The organism is Testudinibacter sp. P80/BLE/0925, from assembly GCF_053570785.1.
The window spans coordinates 2,433,965-2,460,516 of record NZ_CM131636.1 but is presented as its reverse complement, the minus strand read 5'-3'; the positions used below and the strand labels follow the sequence as shown (position 1 = coordinate 2,460,516).

The following is a 26,552-nucleotide window of genomic DNA, read 5'->3' as shown; positions in this document are numbered from 1 at the left end:
CATTATTTTCCTTGTTTATTCACCACGGCTAAGGTCAAGCGCGCCGTGCAACAGAGCTGTAATTGTTCGTCATACAGATTAATCAACCACACTTGCGTGCTTTTGCCTAAACGGGCCGGGGTGGCGCGCGCGGTGACGGTTGTGCCTTTTTTAACCGGACGCAAATGGCTGGCGTTGATTTCGGTGCCGACCACAAAATGTTCATCGCTGACACAACAAAATCCGGCAAGTGAGCCGACGGTTTCGGCAAGGGTGGCGGAAATGCCGCCGTGTAGATAGCCCATCGGCTGACAGCTGCGCTCATCGACCGTCAGTTGTGCTTCCAGCCAATCATCGCCTTTGGCACTAAATTGAATCCCCAAATGGCTGATGGCACTATTGTCGCAAAATTGGTTAAGTTGTTGCAATGTCAGCGGCTTGTTCCAAATCATGTTATTTCCTATTACTTAAATAATGAAAGCAGCGCTTGCACCGGGTGTTTCGGTTGCCACTGTTCCATGCGTTTCACTTGGCTGCGGCAGGAATAGCCGGTTGCCAAGCAGAATTGCGGATCGTATTTCTTCAATTTCTGTTGCCATGACAGATGATAAATCGCTTTCGACATCTCAACGTGCCGGCTTTCATGCCCGAATGTGCCCGCCATGCCGCAACAACCGACCGTTTCGCTCACCAGTTCTTGTCCGAAACGGGCGAAAATGGTTTGCCACTGTTTCGGGCTGTTCGGCAGCGCGGTGGCTTCGGTGCAGTGTGGGAACAGATACCAAGTGCGGTTTTCGTTTGGCGCAACCGCACTTTGCCATTCCGGCGTAGCGACTTGCTGCAACAGCCACTCGTGCGCCGTCAGCACCTGAAAATCCAGTTTTTGCCCCAGCACTTGCGGATACTCTTCGCGATAGGACAGCACAATTGCCGGATCAACCCCGACCAGCGGAATCTCCAATTTTGCCAAGCGGCTTAAAAATGCCGCTTGATGGCGCGCGGTTTTAGCGAAACGGGTTAAAAAACCTTTGATATGTTGCGCTTTGCCGTTCGGTTTGAACGGTAACACAAGCGGTTTGAAGCCCAACTTTTGGCTTAAAACAACGAAATCGGCGACCACTTTGGCGTCATAATAGGAGGTGAACGGATCTTGCACAATCAACAACATCTTGCTTTTCGCTTCCGCCGACAAGGTTTCCAGCTGTTCCAACGAACCGCCTTGATAGCCGATTTCGATTAATTGTTGTTGCAAGGTCGGATTGCTCAAACTCGGCAAATCGACCATGCCGAGGGTTTTTTCCGCCAGATAGCCGCTGATTTTCGCTTGGCTGAAAAAGTTAAAAAAACGTGGGACTTTTGCCATTAACGGCGCGACATATTCCACATTGGAAACCACATAATCTTTCAATGGGCGCAAATAACGGCTGTGATAGAAATGGTTGAATTGTGCGCGAAAGCTCGGTACGTCAATTTTAATCGGGCATTGGCTGGCACAGGCTTTGCAAGCTAAACAGGTGTCCATTGCAGTTTTGACTTCATGGGAAAAATCGTATTCGCCGCGCTGTTTGCGCCAACTGTTACGCACTTTTGCCACTAAATCGCTCAGCTTGATTGCTTGATTTTGGCGGAAATCGAGCTGTTCCGGTGTTACGTGTTGTTCGCTCAGCAAACGCAGCCATTCCCGCACCAATGCCGCGCGCCCTTTCGGGGAAAAAGTGCGGTCTGCGCTGACTTTCATCGAAGGGCACATGGTGCTGTGTACATCAAAATTAAAACATAAGCCGTTGCCGTTACAATTCATCGCACCGGCGTAGTCTTCGCGCAATGTCACCGGAATTTGGCGGTCAAAATCGGCACGCATTGGCGAGGTGATCGGATACAGTGCCGCCTCGGTTTCCAACGGCGTACAAATTTTGCCCGGATTGAGGCGGTTTTGCGGATCAAACAGTTGCTTGATATAGCGCAGTTCCTGCCACAGGGTGGCGCCGAAAAAACGTTCGCCGTAAGCGGAGCGCATGCCTTTGCCGTGTTCGCCCCAAATTAAACCGCCGTATTTGGCGGTCAGTTCCACCACTTGATCGGAAATGGTTTTGAACAGCTTGACTTGCTCTATATCGCACAGATCCAATGCCGGACGAACGTGCAACACACCGGCATCAACGTGTCCGAACATACCGTAGTCTAAACCGTGTTGATCAAGCAACGTGCGGAATTCAGCAATATAATCCGCCAAATGTTCAGGGGGCACGCAGGTGTCTTCCACAAACGGAATCGGTTTTGCCGCACCTTTGGCGTTGCCGAGCAAACCGACCGATTTTTTGCGCATCGCATAAATTTTCAAAATGGACGGCAGATCATGACAAATTTGATAGCCGATAATACCGTCTTGTTGTTTGGCGATACGTTCGTCCAACAGCTTGCAAAGTGCGGTCACACGCTGTTCTAATGCCCGCTGTTGCTGACCGGCAAACTCGACCAGATTTAAACCTAAAATCGGATTGGCTTGGTCTTCCGTCAGCAAATCGCTGACCGAATGCCAAACGATGTCTTGCTTGGCGAGATTTAACACTTTCGAATCGACGGTTTCCACCGACAACGCATTGGCTTGCAACATCAGCGGCGCATTGCGTAGTGCCGCATCGAACGAATTATACTTAATATTAATCAAAGTGCGGTATTTGGGAATCGGCAACAAATTCAGCGTTGCCTCACAAATAAAAGCAAGCGAGCCCTCCGAACCGGTGAGAATACGCGTTAAATTAAAACGGCTTAAATCGGCATTAAATACATTTTTCAGATCGTAGCCGGTCAGAAAACGGTTGAGCTGCGGCAATTCGGATAAAATCGTGCTGCGGTTTTGTTTGCAGCGCTGGTAAACCTGTTGATGTAAATGCAATGCGGTTGGTGATAACCGCACTTTGCCTTGTTCCAGATCGGCGCTGTCGAGGCTGTCGGTTTGCAGAATTTCACCGTTAATCAGCACGGATTTTAAGCCGAGCACATGATCGGAGGTTTTGCCGTATTGCAGCGAACCTTGCCCGGACGCGTCGGTGCTAATCATGCCGCCGAGAGTGGCGCGGTTGCTGGTGGAAAGCTCCGGCGAGAAAAACAGCCCGAACGGTTTGAGAGAATCATTCAGTTGATCTTTGACCACCCCGGCTTGCACCCGCACCCAGCGTTCTTCCGCATTGATTTCCAAAATTTGATTCATATGGCGTGATAGATCGACAATGATATTGTTGTTTAATGCCTGCCCGTTGGTGCCAGTGCCGCCGCCGCGTGGGGTGAAGGTAAGCGAGAGAAAGGCTTCACGTTGCGCCAATTTGGTTAAACGCACCACATCCGCGATGTTTTTCGGAAACAGAATTGCCTGCGGCAATTGCTGATAGACACTGTTATCCGTTGCCAAACTCAGGCGTGCGGCATAAGAGGATTCAATATCGCCTTCAAAATGTTGTTGTTTGAGCGCATTTAAATAGTCAAGTGCGGTCGGGTTTAATTGAGGGAGTGAGTCTAAACGGGGTAACATGATAAAAAATAATCCGGAATTTTTTTAGTGGCTGTAAATTATATTATAGTCTAGCATAGTTACGTTTTAGAAAAGGGCAAAAATAGCGCAAAAAACAGAAAAATTTATTAATCATTTTGCCGTATATGCCATGATTTTAACGCAATAATTGTTTGTTTTTCGATGGGTTTGATTAAAAATTGAACTAAAATGGCTTTTATTATGCTAATTTGGTTGATTTTAACGCAATTGGCTATAATAATAGACACATACTCAGAGACTATTTGAGTATGGCAACAGTCAAGATATGATTTGACTGTTCGGATTTGCCGATTACTTTAACTAATATATCAATCGGTCAAAACTCAACTAAATGAAGAGGAATTTAAAATGAAAAAAACTGCAATTGCATTAGCTATCGCGGGTTTCGCAGTCGCTTCCGTAGCGCAAGCGGCACCGCAAGCGAACACGTTTTATACCGGTGCTAAAGCGGGTTGGGCTTCTTTCCATGATGGTTTGACTCAATTCGAAAAATTGGATGGCCGCAATACTGGATATCAACGTAACTTCGTTACTTACGGTGTGTTCGGTGGTTACCAAATCAATGATTACCTGGCGGTTGAACTGGGTTATGACGATTTTGGTCGTGCTAAATTGAAATACAAAGGTGACACGACTGCTAAGCACACTGCACATGGTACACACTTAACATTAAAAGCGAGCTACCCGGTATTGGCTGACTTGGATGTGTATGCACGTGTAGGTACAGCATTAGTGCGTTCTGACTACAAAACTTACGGTGATACTATCACTTTCCCAGGTCGTCGTGGTCATGATTTACGTACTTCAGCAGTATTCGCCGGTGGTTTAGAGTACGCGATTATCCCATCTTTGGCATTGCGCGTAGAATACCAATGGCTGAACAATGTGGGTAAAAAATCTAACTCTTTAAGCAATGACTACCGTCCGGATATCGGTTCTGTCACTGCGGGTTTAAGCTACCGTTTCGGTCAAGGCGTTGCCGCAGCGCCTGAAATCATCATCAAAAAATTCGCATTCAGCTCAGATGTGTTATTTGATTTCAACAAATCAAACCTGAAATCCGGTGCAGAGCAAGCATTAGATGATATGACTGCGGATGTTGCGCAATCAGGTTTAGCAAGCCCTAACTACAATGTAGCGGGTTATACAGACCGTATCGGTTCTGACGCTTACAACCAAAAATTGTCTGAAAAACGTGCTGAAACTGTAGCGAACTACTTGGTTTCTAAAGGCGTTGATCAAGCGAACGTAACCGCTGTCGGTTACGGTAAAGCAAATCCTGTGACCGGTTCTAATTGTGATGCAGTCAGCGGCCGTAAAGCGTTGATCGCTTGTTTGGCTCCGGATCGTCGCGTAGAAGTTGCGGTACAAGGTGCTAAATCTGTCGAAATGTAATTCATTTAAATTGATTACATTATCCATATCAAGCTCGGCTATGCCGGGCTTTTTTGTATAAAAATCATCCGTTTGTAATTGAAAATATGTAAACAAGTATAGTGTGCGCACAAAAAATAAGCATATTTTGACATCAATACTTGATTTTTTGTGTAAGCGCTAGGATAATTTAACAATACTCAAATGACCTAATCGGTCAATTATTTATCATAATGAGTATAGGATGATTTGACCAATGTCGGTACAAATCAAAAAATCTCAATATAGATTGGACCATGAAGTACACTCGAATTGAAGTGATGGCAGCCTTCCATTTTATGCTAGGCTATCTATATTAATAAGATGAAAATAGAGGATCATCAAAATGAAAAAAACTGCAATTGCATTAGTCATCTCTGGTTTGGCATTAGCATCTGTAGCACAAGCAGCACCACAAGCGAACACGTTCTATGCCGGCGCTAAAGCGGGTTGGGCTTCTTTCCATGACGGTTTGAGCCAATGGAATAAAGAAGCTGCTAATCGCGGTTTCAATCGCAACTCTGTTACTTACGGTGTGTTTGGTGGTTATCAAATCACTGACAACTTCGCGGTCGAATTAGGCTACGATGATTTTGGTCGTGCTAAATTTAAAGAAAATAACGAGCTTGCTCTGAAACATACCAATCACGGTGCTCATTTAAGCTTAAAAGCAAGCTATCCGGTATTGGCTGATTTAGATGTCTATGCCCGTGTTGGTGCGGCATTAGTGCGTTCTGATTATAAAACTTACGGAGCTGCTGCTGATTTAGGTCGTGAGCATAGCTTAAAAACTTCCGCGGTATTTGCCGGTGGTCTGGAATATGCAATCCTGCCTTCTTTAGCGTTGCGTGTTGAATATCAATGGTTAAACAACGTAGGTAAATTGAAAAATGATGATGGTTCACGTGCAGACTACCGTCCGGATATCGGTTCTGTCACTGCGGGTTTAAGCTACCGTTTCGGTCAAGGCGTTGCCGCTGCTCCTGAAATCATCACTAAAAAATTCGCATTCAGCTCGGATGTATTATTTGATTTCAACAAATCAAACCTGAAATCCGGTGCAGAGCAAGCATTAGATGGTATGACTGCGGATGTTGCGCAATCAGGTTTAGCGAACCCTAACTACAATGTAGCGGGTTACACAGACCGTATCGGTTCTGACGCTTACAACCAAAAATTGTCTGAAAAACGTGCTGAAACTGTAGCGAACTACTTGGTTTCTAAAGGCGTTGATCAAGCGAACGTAACCGCCGTCGGTTACGGTAAAGCAAATCCTGTGACCGGTTCTAACTGTGACGCAGTCAGCGGCCGTAAAGCGTTGATCGCTTGTTTGGCTCCGGATCGTCGCGTAGAAGTTGCGGTACAAGGTGCTAAATCTGTTTCTATGTAATTAGCATTCGGATAAACAGTTCAAAACCCGGCTTAGTCCGGGTTTTTTCATTTCTGATTGTAGAAAAATAATAGCCAGCACGCAAAATCAGTTACAATGACGAAGAATCGGAGATTGAGGACAGAATAATGAAACCCAACAAAAATTTATTACAGCCGGAAGATAATCAAAACCCTTTGTTTGCATTGGTCGTCATGAGTGCAGCCGTTATTATTATTTTGGCAGGTGTCAAAGCGGCGGCGGATATTATTGCCCCTTTATTGTTGGCACTTTTTATCAGTATTATTTGTTCGCCATTGGTAGGCAAAATGATGCACTACAAAGTGCCGCAATGGCTGGCAATTACATTATTACTTTGTTTTATTTTTATGATTTTTAGTGTGTTCGGTACGTTGGTCGGCGCTTCCGTCAATGAGTTTACGGCGTCAATGCCGCAATATAAAGAGTTATTGACGGAGAAAATCGGTTGGCTAACCGCACTTGGCGAGAAATATAATATTCCGCTGTTTTTGCCAAAACAACGTATCGTTGAAAATCTGAATCCGAATACCTTAATGAATTTTATGAGCAATATTCTCGGTCAATTATCCGGTATGTTGAGTAATATTTTCGTTCTGTTTTTGATTGTGGTGTTTATGTTGTTGGAGATTCCGCTGGCAAAACGTAAATTGACGTATTTGGCGAACACCCAAGCCAAGGGTGAACAAATCCAACTGAAAAGCGAGATTTACCGGGTAATTGACAGCGTTATCCGTTATTTGTCGATTAAAACACTTATCAGTATTTTAACCGGGGTATCTATTTTTATTGTATTGAAATTATTGGATATCCAGTATGCAGTGTTGTGGGCAAGCGTTGCATTTTTAATGAATTATATTCCTAACATCGGTTCGATTATTGCCGCGATTCCCGTCATTATCCAAGCATTTCTCTTAAACGGCATTGGCGAAGGCATTGCGGTAATTATTGCTTATTTTGCGGTGAACACCATATTCGGTAACCTTATCGAACCGAGGATTATGGGGAAACATCTCGGGTTATCGACCTTGGTTGTCTTTATCTCATTAATTTTTTGGGGCTGGCTGTTGGGAACGGTGGGAATGTTTCTTTCGGTTCCCCTAACGATGGCGAGTAAAATTGCTTTAGAGGCCAGCCCGGTTACTGAAAAACTGGCGTATTTATTGGGTAACGGTGAGGAATAGCAAAATCATTCATCTTTCTTATTATGAATTTTATTCATGATAAATGTGAAAATAACAAGTTTGACTATAACGGCAATACTGATTAATTTAGACGTCTAAACATCCAAATTAAGACGAGGTCAGTATGAGTTACGCAAGAGAGATTGATGCCCTGAATCAAAGTGTGGCGGATTTGAACGGGAAGTTGAATGTTTCGTTTGAATTTTTCCCACCGAAAAATGAAAAAATAGAAACGCTGCTGTGGGAATCGATCGATCGGTTGAAAGTGTTAAAACCAAAATTTGTATCGGTTACTTACGGTGCTAACTCAGGGGAGCGTGAACGCACCCATAGTATCGTAAAGGCGATTAAGCAACAAACCGGTTTAGAAGCGGCACCGCACTTGACGGGGATTGATGCGACGGCGGACGAATTAAAAGTGATTGCCCAAGATTATTGGGATAGCGGTATTCGCCATATTGTGGCACTGCGCGGTGATGAACCCAAAGGGTATGCCAAGAAACCGTTTTACGCTTCTGATTTGGTCGAGTTGTTGCGCGGCGTTGCGGACTTTGATATTTCTGTTGCCGCTTATCCGGAAGTTCATCCGGAAGCAAAATCGGCGCAAGCGGATCTGCTACATCTTAAGCGTAAAATTGATGCCGGAGCGAGCCGGGCGATTACCCAATTTTTCTTTGATATCGACAGCTATCTGCGCTTTCGTGACCGTTGCGCTACGATTGGCATTGATGTGGAAATCGTGCCGGGGATTTTGCCGGTGTCCAATTTCAAACAACTGCAAAAAATGGCGACCATCACCAACGTGAAAATTCCCAGTTGGATGACCAAAATGTATGAAGGGTTGGAAAACGATCAGACTAGCCGTAATCTGGTTGCTGCCAGCATTGCGATGGATATGGTGAAAATCTTATCGAAAGAAGGGGTGAAAGATTTCCATTTTTATACCCTAAATCGTTCTGAGTTGACTTATGCGATTTGCCACACGTTAGGGGTGCGACCGGCATAAAGCTGGCTAACGATGAAAATAATGATTGGTACATACGGAGCGCAATAGCTGTTTGAACAATAAGGTTCCAAGTGTTACAAACTTTCGCCAAAATGGATTTTAAATCCGGTATCAATAATTTCTCTTGCCGGCGGAATAGAATTTAAACGGTCGATCACTTCTTGCGCGGCGATTTTACCGATTTCAAAACGAGGTGTGATCACCGTTGCCAGTTGCGGGGTCATTGATTGCCCGACATTATGCCCGTGAAAGCCGGCAATGGCGATTTGCTGCGGAATGGCAATGCCTTGGCGCTGGCATTCAAACACCGCACCGATTGCCAAATCGTCATTGGTGCAAAAAATGCCGTCGCTGTCGGGGCGTTGTGCCAAAATTTGGCGTAGTTGTTGCGCGCCGAGGCTGAATGATGACGGTTGTTCGGTGATCAATTTATACGGCTGTAAACCGTGCGCTTTCATCGCCGCTTCATAGCCTTCGATTTTTTGAAAAGTGCGGTTGTCCATGCGCGCGGCAAAATAGACAATGTTTTTACGCCCGCGCGCAATCATCGCTTCCGTCATTTGCCGTGCCGCCGCACGATTATCAAAACCGACTGCTTGCGCCACCGGCTTGCTGTGCTGTAAATCCATCATCTCAATCACCGGAATATTGGCAACCTGCAACATTTTTAGCGACTGCTTGCTATGCACGTTTTCGGACAAAATCAAGGCATCGACATTGTACGAAAGCAGCGATTTAATCCGCTGTTCTTCGATTTCCGGCGAATAACCGAAGTGCGCCAACATGGTTTGGTAGCCCGACAATTCGGTCACCGATTCAATTCCTTTGATCACATCGGCAAACACCTGATTGGTGAGCGAGGGAACCAGCACGCCGATGGCATAACTTTTGGCGCTGGACATAATGCGCGAGGCAACGTTGGGAATATAGCCAAACTGTTCAATTGCCGCCGCAATTTTCTCGCGCGTCGCCGGCGCAACTGTTTGCGGATTGCGCAAATAACGGCTGACCGTCATTTTGGTAATGCCGAGATGATTGGCAATGTCTTGCAGCACAGGGCGTTTCTTTTGCATGGGTTGACCGCACTTTGATCCGGTAGTAAAGAAATAATTATACTTTAAAGCAGGCGACTAAATGTGAAATATCCCCGATTAAATTCGGCTTTTCCAACGCACAATGGCTGTCGGCAAGCGGGCAGCGGGTGCGGAACACGCAGCCGGACGGCGGGTTGATCGGTGATGGCAGGTCACCTTCCAACAGCTGAATTTTCTTATTGCGTTCCAGTTTCGGATCGGCAATCGGCACGGCGGACATCAAGGCTTTGGTGTACGGGTGCTTGGTGTCTTGATATACTGCGCGGTAGTCGCCCAGCTCCACCGCATTGCCGAGATACATCACCAACACGCGGTCGGAAATGTGCTTCACCACCGACAGATCGTGCGCAATAAAAATCAGCGATAAGCCCATCTCTTTTTGTAACGACTTCAGCAGATTGACCACTTGCGCCTGAATGGATACGTCCAATGCCGACACCGGCTCATCACAGATAATCAGTTTCGGCTCGATAATCAGGGCGCGCGCAATGCCGATCCGTTGGCATTGTCCGCCGGAAAATTCGTGCGGATAGCGGTTGATTAAATTCGGCAGCAAGCCGACTTTTTGCATCATCGCCTGCACTTTGCTTTTCACCTCTTGCCGGCTCAAGTGCGGTTGGTAGACTTTCAACGGCTCGGCGATAATGTCGCCGATCGTCATGCGCGGATCAAGCGAGGCGAGCGGATCTTGGAAAATCATCTGAATATCGTTGCGCAACGCTTTCCACTCTTTGGCGTTTTGCTTGCTCAGATCTTTGCCTAACCATGCCATTGCGCCGCCGGCGGATTTCACCAAGCCGATAATCGCGCGCGCCAAGGTCGATTTGCCGCAGCCGGATTCGCCGACCACGCCCAAGGTTTCGCCCTGATAGAGTTTGAAGGAGACGCCATTGACCGCTTTTAAGGTTTGCGGTTTGGCGAAAAAGCTTTTTTTGTCTTGCTTAATTTTAAAGTGAACGCTGAGATTGTTCACATCGAGTAATAACGGTTTATTTTCGTTTTGCATACTGTGTTCTCAAGCTACATTTCCGTAACCGGAATAAAACAAGCCCGCAGGCGATTATGATCGAAACGTTGCAACTGCGGCGCTTGCAGACATTGCGCCGTGGCTTTTAAGCAACGCGGTTGGAATGGGCAGCCGTTCGGTAAATTCAGCAAATTCGGCGGATTGCCCGGAATGGTGATCAGCTCGTGCGATTCTTCGTTCAGTTTCGGTACGGCATTGATCAAGCCGATAGAGTAGGGGTGGGTCGGATGATAAAAAATCTGTTCCGCCGTGCCGTATTCCATGGTGCGCCCGGCGTACATCACCAGCACATGATCGCAAATCCCGGCAACCACGCCCAAATCGTGGGTGATCATGATAATTGCGGTGTTGAATTCGCTTTTCAGCTCATTCAGCAAACTCATGATTTGCGCCTGTACGGTCACGTCAAGTGCGGTTGTCGGTTCGTCGGCGATCAGCAATTTCGGACGGCACAGCAACGCCATGGCAATCATCACCCGTTGGCGCATACCGCCGGAAAATTCATGCGGATACATCTCCATGCGCTTTTTCGCTTCCGGCATTTTCACTGCGTCAAGCATAGCCAAGGATTCGTTATAAGCACTTTTGCGATCCAAGCCTTTGTGCAACATCAGGACTTCCATTAACTGATCTTTGACTTTCATATACGGATTGAGCGAGGTCATCGGATCTTGGAAAATCATCGCGATCTGTTCGGCACGCAAGTGATTCAGCTCTTTCTTCGGCAGGTTTAAAATCTCTTTGCCGTTGAATTTTGCCGAGCCTTCGATCCGTCCGTTGTCGGCAAGCAAGCCCATCAAGGCAAATGCGGTTTGCGATTTGCCCGAGCCGGATTCGCCGACAATGCCCAGCGTTTGCCCGGCATTGAGTGCGAAGGTCAGATTATTGACGGCGGTGACATCGCCGTCGTGGGTTTTGAAAATCACCCGCAGATCGTTTACATCGAGTAGTAAATTCGGATTTGTCATTGTATTTCCTCACATCTCTATTAGCGATCTTTCGGGTCGAGCGCGTCGCGCAAGCCGTCGCCGATAAAGTTAAAGCAGAATAGGGTTATCACTAAAAACAGTGCTGGGAAAATCAGCAGCCACGGCAGATATTCCATCGCCCGTGCGCCGTCGTTCAACAAACCGCCCCAACTGCTCAGCGGTTCTTGCGTGCCCAATCCTAAGAAGCTGAGGAAAGATTCAAATAAAATCATGCCCGGCACAAGCAGCGAGGCATAAACCACCACCACGCCCAACACGTTCGGCACGATATGCCGCCAGATGATCTGTCGGGTCGGCACGCCGCAGACAATGGCGGCTTCGACAAACTCTTTACGTTTCAAACTTAGAGTTTGCCCGCGTACGATCCGCGCCATGTCTAACCACGACACCATGCCGATCGCGACGAAGATCAGCAGGATATTTTGCCCGAAGAAGGTCACCAATAAGATCACGAAGAACATAAACGGAAACGAGTTCAGGATTTCCAAAATCCGCATCATCACCGCGTCGGTTTTGCCGCCGACATAGCCGGAAGTCGCGCCGTACAGCGTGCCGACCAACACCGCAATCAGCGCCCCGGCGATACCGACCAATAGCGAAATCCGCCCGCCCATCGCCACGCGCACCAACATATCACGCCCGGAGGAATCGGTGCCGAAATAGTGTCCGCTTTCCAAATCCGGTGCCGCCGACATCATGTTCCAATCGGTTTCGTCGAAAGCAAACGGCATTAAGAGCGGTGCGAACACCACAAACAGAGTAATCATAAACAGCACCAACAGGCTGACCAACGCCGCCCGGTTATGGAAAAAGCGGCGTTTGGCGTCTTGCCACAGGCTGCGTCCTTCCACTTCGTCTTGTTGGCTCAGTTGTTGTGCCAAATTTTCAATAAATTCGGTATTTTCTTGTTTAATCAACATAATACATCCTTTAATAACGAATTTTAGGATCGATTACGGCATACAAAATATCCACAATCGCATTAAAGGTGATGGTGAGTGCGCCGACCAAAATAGTCAGGCTCAACACCAACGAATAATCACGGTTCAATGCCCCGTTCACAAACAGCTGCCCCAAACCGGGCAAGCCGAAGATACTTTCGATCACCATTGAACCGGTGATAATACCGACAAAGGCAGGCCCCATATACGACACCACCGGCAGCAGCGCAGGGCGCAAGGCGTGGCGCAAAATAATCCGTCGCATTGGCAAGCCTTTGGCTTTGGCGGTGCGGATAAAATTGGAGTGCAGCACCTCAATCATCGAACCGCGCGTGATCCGCGCAATGCTGGCAATGTAAGAGAGCGAAAGTGCGGTCATCGGCAGCAGCATGTTGATCAATGTGCCGCCGTTCCAGCCGCCTGCCGGCAGCCATTTCAGGGTGATGGCGAAAATCAACACCAATAGCGGCGCAACCACGAAGCTGGGGATCACCACGCCGGTCATGGCAAAGGTCATAATAAAATAGTCGATCCACTTATTCTGCTTAATCGCCGCCACCGTGCCGGCAAGCACGCCGAAAAACAGCGCGATCAAAAAGGCGGAAAAGCCCAGCTTTAACGATACGGGAATCGCCTGCGCCACCAGTTGATTGACGGTGAAGTCTTTATATTTGAATGAAGGCCCGAAATCGCCTTGCGCAAGGTTTTTCAAATACAATAAATATTGGGTATGAATCGGCTTGTCCAAATTGTATTTGGCTTCAATATTTGCCATCACTTCCGGCGGATAGTTTTTTTCGCTGGAAAACGGGCTGCCGGGAGCGAGCCGCATCATGAAAAACGAGATGGTGATCAACACAAACAGTGTCGGGATTGCCTGTAAAAAACGGCGTAAAATGAGTATCAGCATAATGAGTATCTAAAAAGTAAATGAGAAATCAACAAAGTGCGGTAGTGTACCGCACTTTGAGATGAGAAGTGAATTCAAAGCTTGAATTACTGCTTAATCAAATACACATCTTTCAGATAGTAGTTTTGCCCCGGGTGCGCAACGGCATAGCCTTTCACATACGGTTTCACCAAGCGCGGTTGCACATAGTGATAGAACGGCACCGACGGTACGTCGCGGCTGAAGAAGGTTTCCGCATTGGCGTAATCGGTTTGGCGTTGCTCATCGCTGTCTGCCAGCAACGCATGTTTCACCGCCGCATCATATTCGGCGCTCTTATAGAATGCGGTGTTGTTGCTGCTGTCGGACAAGTAGTAGTTCAGGAATGAAGTGGCTTCATTGTAGTCTGAACACCAACCGGCACGCGCTACGTCATAGTTGCCTTGGTGACGGGAATCCAAATAGGTTTTCCACTCTTGGTTTTCCATTTTGGCATTGACTGCGCCGCCCAAATTTTGTTTCCAGATGGAACTTGCCGCAATCGCAATTTTCTTGTGGTTTTCAGAAGTATTATACAAAATGGTGAAATTCAGCGGATTTTGCTTGTTGAAACCGGCTTCGGCTAACAATTTAATCGCTTCTTCGTTGCGTTTTTTCTGATCCCAACTTGCCCATTCGGGGTTGGTCAATTTTTCACCGCCGTTGATATATGGCGGCGTGAAGTGATAGGCAGGCACTTGCCCTTGTCCCAACACTTTATCGGTAATAATGTTGCGGTCAATCGACAGGCTCAATGCTTGGCGCACGCGCGGATCGTTAAACGGCGCTTTGGCGGTATTGATTTCATATACATAAGTACACAAAATCGGGCTGGTGTATATTTCGTTCGGGAAATCCGCTTTTAATTTCGGGAACATGTCCGGCGGCACGTCTTTACCGGTGATGTCGATTTCGCCGGCGCGATAGCGGTTCATGTCGGTGGTGGAGGATTCAATCGGCAGCAAGGTGACTTTGGTTAAGACGGTGTTGGCGTTGTCCCAATATTGCGGATTCGGCGACAATTCGGCTTTTTCATTCACAATCAGGCTGTCTAATTTGAACGCACCGTTGTTCACCATATTTTCTTTTTTCGTCCATTGGTCGCCGAATTTTTCCACGGTGGCTTTGTGCACCGGATATAACACATAGTGTTCAACCAGTTTATCGACATACGGAATCGACGAATTCAAGGTTAATTGCAAGGTGTGCGCGTCTAACGCTTTCACGCCCAATTCGCTCGGTGGTTTTGTGCCTTCCACGATTTCAGCCGCATTTTGCAGGGTGAGATATTTCAAATAGGTGCCGTAAGGGGCGGCGGTTTTCGGATCAGCCAAACGCTGCCACGCATACACAAAATCTTCCGCCGTCACCGGATCGCCGTTCGACCATTTGGCGTTGTCGCGCAGGTGGAAAGTCCAGGTTTTGAAGTCTTCGGAATGATCCCAAGATTTCGCGACACCGGGCAAAATATGCCCTTTTTCATCGGAGGTGACCAAGCCTTCAAACAATTGGCGGGTGAATTGCCCTTCGACATCGCCTTCGATTTTTGCCGGATCAAGGCTTGCCGGGTTGGCGGAAACGTTATAAACCAACTCTTGTTTTGCCGCGAGTTCGGTTCCGGCAGGCACATTGGCGGCAAACGCAGAAGTGGCAAGACCAAAAGTTAAAGCCGTTAACACGGCACTGTTTAAGCGAGAGAGTTTGAAAGTCATTATAGTTACTCCTTGTCAATGTTGTGTTTTGAAGTGTTTTTTCAGTGAATAGCTATACCGCATTCTTTCATAAAAAACAACTTTATAAATGGATAAAGATCAAAATTCTGATAATCATCACGTTAAATAAATGTTAAACACCAATAATTGATGATAAATTCAGCAAGATTGTTCATTTCGCTAAAAAAATAATGAAAAAAGGGTACAATACGCTTAGTTAGCCTGTCGAAGCAAAATAACAAAGAGGATTATAAATGAGTGAGCAAAATATTGTCGAAAGTGAATTCAATCATGTGGTCAGTGATGTCATCCGTTTAACGCAATACAGCCACGGCGCCGGTTGTGGTTGTAAGATCTCTCCGAAAGTGTTGGATCAAATTTTACACACCGAAATGGAAAAATTTATGGATCCGCAGTTGCTGGTTGGCAATGAGAGCCGGGATGACGCGGCGGTGTACGATCTTGGTAACAATATCGGCATTATCAGCACCACCGATTTTTTTATGCCGATTGTTGATGATCCGTTCACTTTCGGTAAAATCGCCGCCACCAATGCAATCAGCGATATTTATGCCATGGGCGGCAAGCCGATTATGGCGATTGCGATTTTGGGCTTCCCGATCAGCAAATTACCACCGGAAGTGGCGCAGCGTATTGTGGACGGCGGGCGTGCGGCATGTCAGACGGCAGGAATATCCCTCGCCGGCGGACACTCGATTGACGCGCCTGAACCGATTTTCGGCTTGGCGGTAACCGGTGTGATTAATACCGAGAAATTGAAGAAGAACAATGCTGCTGAAGCCGGCTGTGAACTTTATCTGACCAAGCCGTTGGGTATCGGCATTCTGACCACCGCTGAGAAAAAAGGCAAATTGAAAGCGGAACATCAGAATCTCGCTTCAAACGTGATGTGCCAATTAAACAGTATCGGCACAAAATTTGCCGAGATTGAAGATATTACCGCCATGACTGATGTCACCGGTTTTGGCTTGCTGGGACACTTATCAGAAATCTGCCAAGGTTCAAATGTCGCGGCAGAAGTAGATTTCAACCAAGTGCGGTTACTCGACGGCGTGGAATATTATGTTGAAAAAGGCTGTATCCCGGGCGGCAATAAACGTAACTTTGACAGCTACGGGCATTTGATTTCGCCAATGAGCGAGGCGCAGCAAGCGGTTTTATGCGATCCGCAAACATCAGGCGGCTTGCTGATTGCCGTGCGTCCACAGGCGGTAGAGCAGGTGAGAACGTTGGCGGCGGAAAACGGCGTTGAACTGTTTCGGATCGGGCGCTTACTGGCACGGCATGCCGATAGCCAGGTATTGATTGAGGTGCGTTAATCGCGCAAGTTATCTAACTAAAAATAAAGACGAATAAAAGAGGACAGAATAATGATGGTATTATCGGCGTCAGCGCAGAGCGGGATTTTATTAGAACATTGCCGAGCGGGGCTTTTTTTAGAAGCGACGATTATTGATTTATCGGCATTAAAACAAGCGGTGATTCCCTTTTTAACCGAATTGGAAAAATTGCAGCAGGCTTATCCTGAGGCGGGATTAGGTGCGACGCTGGCTTTCGGCGATTCGGTTTGGCAGCAACTGAAAAAAGAGCAAAGTGCGGTTGAATTGAAACCTTTCACCACCTTAGGCAAAGGCAACTTAACTGCCCCGGCAACACAGCGTGATTTGCTGATCCATATTCAGGCGTTGCGCCAGGATGTCTGCTTTTCCGCCGGGCAAATGGCAATGCGGTTGTTTGCCGCAGCGATTAAGGTGGAAGAAGAAACTCAAGGTTTCCGCTGGATTGAAGAACGTGATTTAACCGGCTTTATTGATGGTACGGAAAATCCGCAAGGCACAGAGGAGCGCTCAGCAATTGCGTTGATCGCCAAGGGTAACGATCAAGGCGGCAGCTATGTGTTCACCCAACGTTATGAACATCAACTGGATAAATGGCAAAAACTGAATACCGAAAAACAAGAAAGTGTGATCGGCAGAACCAAAGCCGATAGCGTGGAATTGGATGATGTACCTGATACATCGCACGTCGGCAGAGTGGATCTGAAAGAAAACGGTGCCGGGCTGAAAATGGTACGCCAAAGCCTGCCATACGGTAAAGTCAGTGGCGCCCACGGTTTGTATTTTATCTGCTACTGCGCACGCTTGCACAATATCGAACAACAATTGTTGAGTATGTTCGGTGAAACCGATGGAAAAACCGACCGTTTGCTTGGCTTCACCAAAGCGGTCAGCGGCAGTTACTATTATGCTCCGTCGCTTAAACAGTTAAAAGCCCTGGCATAACGTAACATCTTCAGCGTAGGCAAAGTGCGGTCAGATTAAAAACGAATCAGACCGCACTTTTTGTTATAGCGAGCTGTTTAGCTATAACAAAAAAGCCGATTGCTTTCCCGATCGGCTTGTATCTTTGCAGTATAAATACTGTCGGTAAATTTCCAAAGTCGGGTAGCCAAAATGCATTACTGCGTTTCAGCCCCCTAAGAACTGTACGGGCAAATTTCTCTGCATACAGCTCAAGCCTTTCTATTAACTATGTGATAGTCGGTTTCACTACCTTTAAATTCAAGGCGTGGACTTTTCTATGACATATCGGGTGTAGCAAACAACGATTACTCAAAGCGTCACTACCGCCATACATTCGATACTCAATATGATGGTCGTGCCAACCTGTTTCTTCCGTTATTGCCTGTTCGCATAATGCACATTTTCCTTTCTGATCGTTATACAGGGCTTGCCACTGTCGTCGGTGCGATTGTTTATTATACAACCGCTGACGATGTAACTCTTCTCCATATAACTCCCACTCCGGTAAAAACGGATTATAATCCTGTTTCACTTTAATGTGCCGTTCAATTTTGACGTATCCGCAATAGAATAACTCTATCGGTTTCAATTCACCTTTTGGATCAGTATAGGTTGTGCCAAATATCCAATTTCTAGTGGCGGTTGAACAAAAGTATTTCTCTTTTATCCACCTTATCCCTTTATTGTGATGTCGGCGTTTACACCATTTCCATAAGGCTCGCCAAATCAATGCGTCCATTCGGGCAAAGGCAATGCTGGAAACTTGATGACGGTGATAGTTAGCCCACCCTCGTAACATCGGATTTAACACAAAAATCAGCTCTTCTTGTTTCGCCATTTTCATCTTAGAAATCATGGTTTTTGCCTTGCGATAAAATGTTTGCACATTCTTCTTGCTCGGTTTAATCAAGATTCGTTGATTCAAACGTCGAACCGTCCAACCTAAAAAATCAAATCCTTGTTCGATATGCACCACCTTGGTTTTACTTTCTGACAGAGATAACCCTCGTTCTGCCATAAAGTTTTTCACCACAGGTAAGACTTTATTTTCCAGTAGTTCTTTTGAATTGCCCGAAATAATAAAATCATCGGCATATCGCACCATGTAGGTTTTATGTTCTCGAATTTGTTTACTGCCTTTCGCACCGAAGTGCTTCGCCAGTTCGTTTTCGAGCCCGTCCAGTGCCATATTTGCCAGAGTCGGGAAATTATACCACCTTGTGGCGTACCTTCCTCTGTCCGTTTTAACTGCCCGAATTCAACCACACCCGATTTCAGCCATTTATGCAATATCCGTTTATTCATCGGAATATGTTTTAACAGCCAATCATGATTGATGTGGTCGAAACATCCTTGTATATCGGCGTCTAATATCCATTCGGCAGGACGATTGGTTTTTCGCCCTTTCTTGGTGAATATTTGATGTATATGGGTTATCGCGTCAGCCGTAGAACGGTTTAGCCTAAACCCATATGAGCCTTTATCTGCCAATGTTTCAGCAACAGGTTGCAGTGCCAGTAAATACAATGCCTGCATAGCCCTATCCCTCATTGTCGGAATCCCTAATGGTCGTTGCTTACCATTGGGTTTGGGAATATAAACTCGCCGCAATGGGCTAGGTTTATACCCTTTTGCCGACAAGGTGTCGATTGCTTTCCATTTGAGTGATGGAGAATCCCAAATGGTTTTATCCACACCGGCAGTCCGTTTGCCTTTATTTTCAGTCACTCGTCTAACGGCTAATGCTTTCGCATAAAACGAGTGGGTCAGCATTCGTTGTAGGTTTTTAACCCTACGCCAATCGCTTTCCCGTGTTGCCTTCGCAATCCGCACTTGCATTCCTTTAACATAGCGTTGCACCTTTCCCCAATCAATTGAGTGCCAGTGTTGCGCTATGTTCGGAGCCGTTGGCGCTGGACTGCATAATACTTTCTTAGTAGAATGAGTTCGCTCTTTCATACTTGCTCCTGATAGTACAAGAAGCAGTAAGAAACATCGGTAAGTGGATAAATTCCTAATGTAATTAACCTTGCCCAAATAACAATACGATTATTTGGATTAGTTACAAGAGGAACTATCGTTTTACCGACAGTCTTACATCTCTTGTAACCGTTGGGTTAAAGAGTAGCGTCGCGTTGGTGAGAGGGGTTTTCCCGTCCCAATTATTGGCTGTTTCTCAGGCAGCCAATGCGCCAACGCGCGTTTTACCCTTATTTATTACATTGTTATCAGTTTGTTTTCCCGACAATTATCAATGACCTATTGGTAAATCACCGCTAATTCTCCAAACTTTCCAATAACCATTAAAGGAATTTGCCCGTCATCTTGCGATGAAAGACCAGTTGGAAGTCTGCCCCCTTTCGGGTGGGTCATATTTCATACCCTATCCCTGCCATTACAGCAAAGCATTCGCTTTCTCCAACCTCCCTTACCTGCACTTTCAACAGCATTGCTTACGCTTTACCTGCCTTATCCCTTATTTCCCCTGCCGCTCTTTTCAAACGGTTGGAGAATTGTGGACAGGGCGAAAATACAGGCTTACCAATTTCCGTTATTACCACACGAATAGTGAAGATACAGTCTGTCCCCCGACGGTTTGATGATGACGTATTCCCACGTTAAAGAGGAATAACCAACCGCATACCTTTTGGTCAAAGCCAATAACAGTCGTAGGCTTTCTCTTCATTACGAGGTTTATCAACTGTTCACTTACGTTTATCTTTCTATTCAGCCTAGCACCTTGAATGTTGTACTGTTCAACATTCTCTTCCCGTTATCTCACGATAAACGGCAACCTCCGAGGAGGGGTTACATTGTCAGGACGCTTCGTACCGTTTCGTTACCAAAACCGCACTGCCCCTAGGCTACTGCCAGTCATATAGCAGGTTACACTCTCGTTATACCGAGCGTAACAATGATAATAACAGCTTATGCACTTACTAAGTTTTCACACCTAAACAGCATAAATAAGTCTTGTCTGCATACTATTTACTTCTTCCTGTTCCCAATGTTGCCGAGAACTTCGTACTTTACTGTTTTATATCCTATTTTCAGCATACGCATTTCATTTTCTCAAAATTTAGATACAGCTAAGCCGCTCTTCTTGATGAGATAAATACAATTTATAAACATGAAATAACTGAAAATTGAGCAATAATAACCTTATCTTGATGTTGTATCAAAATAAAGTGTAATGCTATTGACATCTCTATCCCCCTTAACAGAGAAAAAGAGATTATAATGTGTAAAGCAAACCGATTTAATCGGTCATGTTTGAAGTATGCACTTACCAATATAAACTACCAATTTATATTGTAGGTTTAGTTTCATCGTGCTCGTAAACCTCTGGGCTTTATTTATAGTAGGCGGTAAATATGGATTTATGACAAGGAGCTATGGGTAAGCTCTTAACTGGATCTTGCTTTCTTAACTTAACCTTGAGTATTTGACTACTCAGGACGACATCAAAGTGAAGATCATACCTTAGTTACACATAAATTGGTCTATTTACTAATCCAACTTAGAACAAAGATCTTAGGCAACGCCTCGTTTCTTTGTCTGGCTTCCCAAGTACCCCCGAGGGGTACTTGAAAAGTTGTTGCAAACCTCGTATAAAAGGTTTGCAACTGCGTGCAAGAATTGCTATACTCCGATAAAATATCTTTGTAAAAACAATAACTTGCACACCATAAGTGCGACATTGTCGCACTTAACGTTTGGAGAATTGTGGACGACGACGTGCTTTGCGCAGACCCACTTTTTTACGTTCAACACGACGTGCGTCACGAGTGACGAAGCCGGCTGCACGCAATGCAGGGCGTAAAGTTTCGTCATATTCCATTAAAGCGCGGGTGATACCGTGACGGATCGCACCGGCTTGACCTGAAATACCACCACCTTTAACAGTGATGTATAGATCCAATTTCTCAGTTAATTCAACTAATTCCAACGGTTGACGCACGATCATGCGTGAAGTTTCGCGACCGAAATAAACGTCGATTTCACGTTGGTTGATAGTGATTTTACCTGTACCCGGTTTGATGAATACACGGGCTGAAGAGCTTTTGCGGCGGCCTGTGCCGTAGTTTTGATTCTCTGCCATAATCTTGATCCCGTGATTAAATGTCTAATACTTGTGGTTGTTGCGCAGCGTGGCTGTGTTCGGCACCCGCATACACTTTTAATTTACGATACATTGCACGACCCAAAGGACCTTTAGGCAACATACCTTTAACCGCAATTTCAATCACGCTTTCAGGACGACGTTCGATCATCTCTTTGAAAGTCGCTTGTTTGATTCCACCGATGTGGCCTGTGTGCCAGTAGTAGATTTTATCGCTTTGTTTTTTACCGGTTACGGCAACTTTCTCAGCGTTAATCACGATGATGTAATCACCGGTATCTACGTGCGGGGTGTACTCGGCTTTGTGTTTACCACGTAAGCGACTTGCGATTTCAGTAGCCAAACGACCTAAAGTTTTACCGGTCGCGTCAACTACATACCAGTCACGTTTTACAGTTTCCGGTTTTGCTACAAAAGTTTTCATTAAATGATTACCAATATAAAAATTTTAAACCCTGTGTCTAATATTAGACACACCTCAAATTGATTGCTGCACCCCTTCGAGTGAGAACTCAATGACATTTACGCGGCGGGAAAACCAGTCGTAATACAGGGTCGCAAGATTATATAGGAAACGATTTCAAAAAGCGAACCTTTTAGCGAAAAATATGGGCTAAAAGGCTCATATTAATTTAACGCTGAGGCAAATCTTCCAACTCTTGATTACCAGTTTCATGAATAAGCCATTTAACCATGAAAAATGAGCCGATACAGCAGACCCCGTAAAATAAATAAGTCGGCGCAAGCCCAAAGGCTTGTAACATCGGTGGGAATGTCCATGTGACGATAACATTACCAATCCAGTTTGCACAAATGGCAATGCCAAGTCCGGTTGTTCGAATGCGGTTTGGGAATATCTCACCTAAAACCACCCAAATAGCAGGCCCCCAAGTGCCGCAAAAGAAAATATAAAAAATATGCGCACTGATTAAGGCCGCCCAAGACAGATATGCCGGTAATGCTAAGCCGTTTGCGCTTTTGTCTGCGCTCATAAAAATAAAGCCAGTAATCCAAAGAGAGATCCCCATACCTATTGAGCCGATCAGCAGTAATTTGCGTCGCCCAATTTTATCGATATATAACATACCGACAATAGTCATCAATACACCGATCATTGTTGTACCGATAGGAACGGCAAAGGAGAGTGATTGGGAAAATCCGACCGCACTCCAGAGTGAAGAGGCGTAGTATAAAATGATATTAATTCCAGTGAATTGCGCAACAAAAGCAAAACAAATTCCAATCCAAACAACCGGAACAAAAAGTGTTTTTGATGAGAGTACGTTTTTAATCGAAATAATTTCATCTAAATCCCCCAAACTTTGCTGAATGCTGTGAATTTTGGCATCCGGAGCCGTCTCACCGGTGTATTTGATTAAGACATGCTTTGCTTCGGTTAATTTATTTTTGCTAACAAGATAACGAGGTGATTCGGGTAATTTGAACGCCATAATTCCATATAGCATGGCTGGAAAAATTTCGACTAACAGCATCCAGCGCCAAGCTAATAAACCACCCCATAATTCGGCATTAGGAGAATTTTCAATGTTAGCAAGAAGATAATTAGAGATGAAGGACACTAATAAACCCACAGCGATAGCAAGTTGCTGTAAACTGCCCAAACGTCCACGTAAATGTGCCGGAGAAACTTCGGCAATATAAGCGGGCGCAATTACCGCGGCAATGCCGACCCCAATACCGCCGATTAATCGCCAAACTGAAAAATCCCATAAACCCACGGCAAGCGCTGAGCCGACTGCAGAAATGGAAAACATCACCGAGGCAACTAACATGACTTTTACTCGACCAAAACGTATGGCCGCGAGACCAGCATACCACGCACCAATTGCAGATCCGACTAATACAGAGGCAACGGCAAATCCTAATTCACCTGATGTAAGCCCAAAACCAAATTCCTCACTACGGATAGACTCAACTGTGCCACTAATAACCGCCGTATCGAATCCGAATAGAAATCCACCAAGTGCGGCAATAATAGAAATATAGATGACCGCACTTAGCGTGCTTTTACCGTTGTTCATAAAATGCTCCTTGTATTGGGCTTGCCAATTTGTTGTTTTAACCATTGAAAAATAGATATTCCATTTATATTCGGAATATTCTCATAGAGATATAAAAAAACGCAATGAGGATCAAGATTGAGGTTTTGAATGATAATATCTGAAAAGAATTGATATTTAAGATTAGGATTTTTAGGAGTTAGATAGTTAATGATGTATTCGGTATTTTTAACCGGAACAACCTCATCTTTTCTACTATGCAATAGCCACATCGGTATATTATTTAAGTTATCTAATAACTCGTTACTTGGAATTTCAGCCGGGCAAGCAATAATGCCAGCGCTAAATAAGTCAGGGCTATGCGCTAGTAATCTTAATCCTTGATAACCTCCCATCGACGCGCCGATAATATAAACGCGTTTTTTATCAATCTGTGGATGTTGTAAAAAAATATTTTTAATCAAATAAATGAGCGTGGCGGTGTAATCTTGTTTTCCAAAATAAGTGATTCCATTTAATTTAAATTCTTTCAACCAAAAATCAGGACATTGTGGCGCAAGAATAAAAGGATAATCAAAGAATTGTTGTATGGCAGGATCGGTAAACGTTGCAACGGCACGATCAGCAATAAGATGACTTTGATTATCACCGCCTTCCCCGGCGCCATGTAGATAAATGATTAATGGGTGGTTTGTGTTGTTTTTGTGAGGAACATAGAGGTTATAATCCAAATCGTTAAATGATGAGTGTTGGCATTTATCTATTTCTATATGTTGAATCGGTAATAAATTCATCACTTTTAATACCCTGTGAAATATATCTTTGACCTGAAATTTAAATTTGATTTTAACTTGAATATGGCAACGCTGTTGTCGAAACTGCACTTGATCAAATTTTAATGTTTTTGTGATTGAGTCGTTCAATGCTTGCTTGATAAATACCGTTATTGCTGAGGCATTACGTTGTTCAATATATGCAATAGATAGCTTTTCCCACTGGTTGTCTGTATTTTCGCTTGCTAGGAAAATAGCGATGCTATTTGTATTAAATAGCGGCATTCCAGAAATGGGACTTGAAAAACGTAACTTGAATTGCGTAATTCTCTCCCCAAGTATATCAACTTTGGCTATAGGCAAGCATTCGCAATAAAAATCGGGTGGATTATTGGATTTCATTTTATCACCTATTGATTGTTCTCTTTTTATTTCTTAGTATAATATTATCAGAGCAGAAACATCGCTTTCTAACACAATTTTCGCTAATTTTTATAAAAATCGTATTTTATAAGAGGTCTTGTTATGAAAATTACGTTAAAACTAATGAATGACCAAGCCGAAATTATTCAATCTTACTTACCTTACGTTCGTATAGGTATTCAATGTAATAAATTATCCGATTTTAATGACATGAAAGCGTTATGCCATTGGCATGAAGATATTGAATTAATTAAAATTTTAAGTGGCGAAATGTATTATTATGTGAATGGGAAGACCTTTGTTTTAAAGAAAGGGGATGGTATTATTGTGAATGCGAAAGCAATGCACTATGGTTACTCTTTATCCGGAAAAGATTGTGATTTTATTTGTGTTTTAATTAACCCTATGATTTTTAGTGCTGAAAAAACGTTATTCCAAAAATTTGTTGAACCGGTCATTAATACCAAACGACTGGAAGCGAATTATTTATCTTTTGAAGAACCCGCCCATTTGGCTATTTTGCAAGATATTGAAACATTGGGAAATTTACATTTACAAGCGCAGCAATCGGATGATGGTATTGATATGGAGTGTATGGCAGTGGCTTACCAATGTTGGCATAAATGGTTTAATTTAGTAAGGAATTATCTTAATCAGGGCGATGGGGACGAGCCTGAAGAAATTGTATTGCAGAAAAAAATGACCAGTTTTATCCATCAAAATTATATGCATCCATTGCGATTAGACAGTATTGCTGCCTCGGCACATATTTGCCGTAGCCGTTGCTGTAAATTATTTAAAAAATATGTCCAACAAAGCCCAATGTCATTTTTAAATGCTTATCGAATTGAAGTGAGCCAAACCTTACTGGTGAATACGTCTTTGAGCATTACTGAGATTGCACTCAATAGCGGATTTAACCATTTAAGTTATTTTTCTAAGCAGTTTTATCTATTAAGCCAATGTACGCCAAAGCAGTATCGTCAGCGATTTCGGCAAGTTACGCGTAATTAAATGATGAAATTCGTGATCTAAATCTAAAAAAATTGGATTTAGTGTTTAGCTTTATCGGCATAACGTTTTATACTTTCAACCAGTTATGCTATTTTTTACATTTAAAATTTGAGGGGGAGTGTATGGAAACAGCAGCAAATTCGGCAATCACAGGTAACCCGTGGTTGATCGGCTTTATCGGTGTGGTGATAGGTTTTGTGTTGGCGTATTTTTTGATTCGTGCCACGAGCGGCAATGTGCGCAAACAGGTGCAGACCGAATCGGAGTTGAAACAGGTCAAAACCGAGGTTGAACAGCAAAAAGCGAAAATTGAGGAGCATTTTGCCGAAAGTGCGGATTTATTGAAATCGATGGCGCAAGATTATCAGCGCTTATATAAACATTTGGCGAAAAGTTCGGTCGCTCTGTTGCCGGAAACCACAGCGAAAGCGATTTTTGAGGAAAATCCGCTGTTGGAATCGGGGGGAAAAGAAGCGGAAGCTGCCGATACGGCGGCGGGCGATAAAGTCGCAGCGGAAGCGACGGCAGTAGAAGACGTTGCCGGCAAAGATCAACCGAAAGATTATTCGAAAGGTTCTTCCGGTTTATTGAAAAGCAAAGAAGCTTAATCTTATCCAAGCGATTTAAAAGGCAGCGTTTCGTT

21 protein-coding genes and 1 pseudogene are annotated in these 26,552 nt (G+C 44.8%); 8 read left to right on the top strand and 14 right to left on the bottom strand.

The features are described 5' to 3' along the window. Positions 1 to 2 precede the first annotated feature (2 nt). Together ACWA5Z_RS11905 and ydiJ are read right to left on the bottom strand one after the other, a co-directional pair. The gene (locus tag ACWA5Z_RS11905) at positions 3 to 431 is read right to left on the bottom strand and encodes a hotdog fold thioesterase (RefSeq protein WP_431052648.1); all 429 of its coding nucleotides are present in this window, start codon (positions 429 to 431) and stop codon (positions 3 to 5) included. Positions 432 to 442: 11 nt separating this feature from the next. Further along, entirely contained in the window at positions 443 to 3,508 is a 3,066-nt protein-coding gene (gene ydiJ, locus ACWA5Z_RS11900) for a D-2-hydroxyglutarate dehydrogenase YdiJ (RefSeq protein WP_431052646.1), read from the bottom strand. Positions 3,509 to 3,877: 369 nt separating this feature from the next. Between ydiJ and ompA (ACWA5Z_RS11895) the strand changes: the two genes are divergently transcribed. The 4 genes from ompA (ACWA5Z_RS11895) to metF all read left to right on the top strand — a co-directional run bounded on the left by ompA (ACWA5Z_RS11895) (position 3,878) and on the right by metF (position 8,540). Next, positions 3,878 to 4,924, top strand: a complete 1,047-nt coding sequence (gene ompA, locus ACWA5Z_RS11895) for a porin OmpA (protein ID WP_431052644.1) — start codon at positions 3,878 to 3,880, stop codon at positions 4,922 to 4,924. Between the two features lie 364 nt (positions 4,925 to 5,288). Further along, positions 5,289 to 6,332 (top strand): porin OmpA, encoded by a 1,044-nt coding sequence (gene ompA, locus ACWA5Z_RS11890; RefSeq protein ID WP_431052642.1) that lies wholly within the window; start codon positions 5,289 to 5,291, stop codon positions 6,330 to 6,332. Positions 6,333 to 6,526: 194 nt separating this feature from the next. Continuing rightward, positions 6,527 to 7,534, top strand: a complete 1,008-nt coding sequence (locus ACWA5Z_RS11885) for an AI-2E family transporter (protein ID WP_431054349.1) — start codon at positions 6,527 to 6,529, stop codon at positions 7,532 to 7,534. 124 nt (positions 7,535 to 7,658) lie between these two features. Next, entirely contained in the window at positions 7,659 to 8,540 is an 882-nt protein-coding gene (gene metF / locus ACWA5Z_RS11880) for a methylenetetrahydrofolate reductase (protein ID WP_431052640.1), read from the top strand. Positions 8,541 to 8,614: 74 nt separating this feature from the next. Here the strand turns inward: metF and gntR are convergent, their stop codons facing one another. The 6 genes from gntR to ACWA5Z_RS11850 form a co-directional block, all read right to left on the bottom strand. Continuing rightward, a complete protein-coding gene (gene gntR / locus ACWA5Z_RS11875; RefSeq protein WP_431052638.1) occupies positions 8,615 to 9,613 on the bottom strand; it encodes a gluconate operon transcriptional repressor GntR in 999 nt (332 codons plus the stop codon). Positions 9,614 to 9,650: 37 nt separating this feature from the next. Next, complete coding sequence (oppF, locus tag ACWA5Z_RS11870; RefSeq protein ID WP_431052636.1) at positions 9,651 to 10,640, bottom strand: murein tripeptide/oligopeptide ABC transporter ATP binding protein OppF; 990 nt, start codon at positions 10,638 to 10,640, stop codon at positions 9,651 to 9,653. A gap of 14 nt (positions 10,641 to 10,654) precedes the next feature. Beyond that, on the bottom strand, positions 10,655 to 11,629 hold the full coding sequence (oppD, locus tag ACWA5Z_RS11865; RefSeq protein WP_431052634.1) for an oligopeptide ABC transporter ATP-binding protein OppD: 975 nt from the start codon (positions 11,627 to 11,629) through the stop codon (positions 10,655 to 10,657). Between the two features lie 20 nt (positions 11,630 to 11,649). Further along, the gene (gene oppC, locus ACWA5Z_RS11860) at positions 11,650 to 12,570 is read right to left on the bottom strand and encodes an oligopeptide ABC transporter permease OppC (RefSeq protein ID WP_431052632.1); all 921 of its coding nucleotides are present in this window, start codon (positions 12,568 to 12,570) and stop codon (positions 11,650 to 11,652) included. Positions 12,571 to 12,580: 10 nt separating this feature from the next. Further along, positions 12,581 to 13,501, bottom strand: a complete 921-nt coding sequence (gene oppB, locus ACWA5Z_RS11855; RefSeq protein WP_431052631.1) for an oligopeptide ABC transporter permease OppB — start codon at positions 13,499 to 13,501, stop codon at positions 12,581 to 12,583. An 86-nt stretch (positions 13,502 to 13,587) separates the two neighbouring features. Then, a complete protein-coding gene (locus ACWA5Z_RS11850) occupies positions 13,588 to 15,231 on the bottom strand; it encodes an ABC transporter substrate-binding protein (RefSeq protein ID WP_431052629.1) in 1,644 nt (547 codons plus the stop codon). 254 nt (positions 15,232 to 15,485) lie between these two features. On the opposite strand from ACWA5Z_RS11850, the gene selD reads away from it, so the two are divergent. Next, positions 15,486 to 16,571, top strand: coding sequence for a selenide, water dikinase SelD (gene selD / locus ACWA5Z_RS11845; protein ID WP_431052627.1), 1,086 nt, complete (start codon positions 15,486 to 15,488; stop codon positions 16,569 to 16,571). A 51-nt stretch (positions 16,572 to 16,622) separates the two neighbouring features. Then, positions 16,623 to 17,534 carry a Dyp-type peroxidase gene (locus ACWA5Z_RS11840; RefSeq protein WP_431052625.1) on the top strand — a complete coding sequence of 304 codons (912 nt, stop codon included), beginning with the start codon at positions 16,623 to 16,625 and terminating at the stop codon, positions 17,532 to 17,534. A gap of 247 nt (positions 17,535 to 17,781) precedes the next feature. On the opposite strand, the gene ACWA5Z_RS11835 is transcribed toward ACWA5Z_RS11840, so the two are convergent. From ACWA5Z_RS11835 to ACWA5Z_RS11810, 6 genes and pseudogenes are all read right to left on the bottom strand, one after another. Beyond that, the gene (locus ACWA5Z_RS11835) at positions 17,782 to 18,393 is read right to left on the bottom strand and encodes a group II intron maturase-specific domain-containing protein (RefSeq protein ID WP_431054348.1); all 612 of its coding nucleotides are present in this window, start codon (positions 18,391 to 18,393) and stop codon (positions 17,782 to 17,784) included. Between the two features lie 153 nt (positions 18,394 to 18,546). Further along, positions 18,547 to 19,394 (bottom strand): annotated as a pseudogene (locus tag ACWA5Z_RS11830) (reverse transcriptase domain-containing protein); the annotation flags it as partial. A gap of 1,870 nt (positions 19,395 to 21,264) precedes the next feature. Then, on the bottom strand, positions 21,265 to 21,657 hold the full coding sequence (gene rpsI / locus ACWA5Z_RS11825) for a 30S ribosomal protein S9 (protein ID WP_034612860.1): 393 nt from the start codon (positions 21,655 to 21,657) through the stop codon (positions 21,265 to 21,267). Between the two features lie 16 nt (positions 21,658 to 21,673). Beyond that, positions 21,674 to 22,102 (bottom strand): 50S ribosomal protein L13, encoded by a 429-nt coding sequence (gene rplM / locus ACWA5Z_RS11820; protein WP_431052623.1) that lies wholly within the window; start codon positions 22,100 to 22,102, stop codon positions 21,674 to 21,676. A gap of 208 nt (positions 22,103 to 22,310) precedes the next feature. Further along, complete coding sequence (locus ACWA5Z_RS11815; protein WP_431052621.1) at positions 22,311 to 23,720, bottom strand: sugar porter family MFS transporter; 1,410 nt, start codon at positions 23,718 to 23,720, stop codon at positions 22,311 to 22,313. Further along, entirely contained in the window at positions 23,717 to 24,874 is a 1,158-nt protein-coding gene (locus tag ACWA5Z_RS11810) for a carboxylesterase family protein (RefSeq protein WP_431052619.1), read from the bottom strand. The genes ACWA5Z_RS11815 and ACWA5Z_RS11810 overlap by 4 nt, the downstream gene beginning before the upstream one ends. A gap of 123 nt (positions 24,875 to 24,997) precedes the next feature. Between ACWA5Z_RS11810 and ACWA5Z_RS11805 the strand changes: the two genes are divergently transcribed. Further along, positions 24,998 to 25,909, top strand: coding sequence for an AraC family transcriptional regulator (locus ACWA5Z_RS11805; RefSeq protein ID WP_431052617.1), 912 nt, complete (start codon positions 24,998 to 25,000; stop codon positions 25,907 to 25,909). Between the two features lie 122 nt (positions 25,910 to 26,031). After that, a complete protein-coding gene (locus tag ACWA5Z_RS11800) occupies positions 26,032 to 26,517 on the top strand; it encodes a YhcB family protein (RefSeq protein WP_431052615.1) in 486 nt (161 codons plus the stop codon). The last annotated feature ends 35 nt before the right edge of the window (positions 26,518 to 26,552 follow it).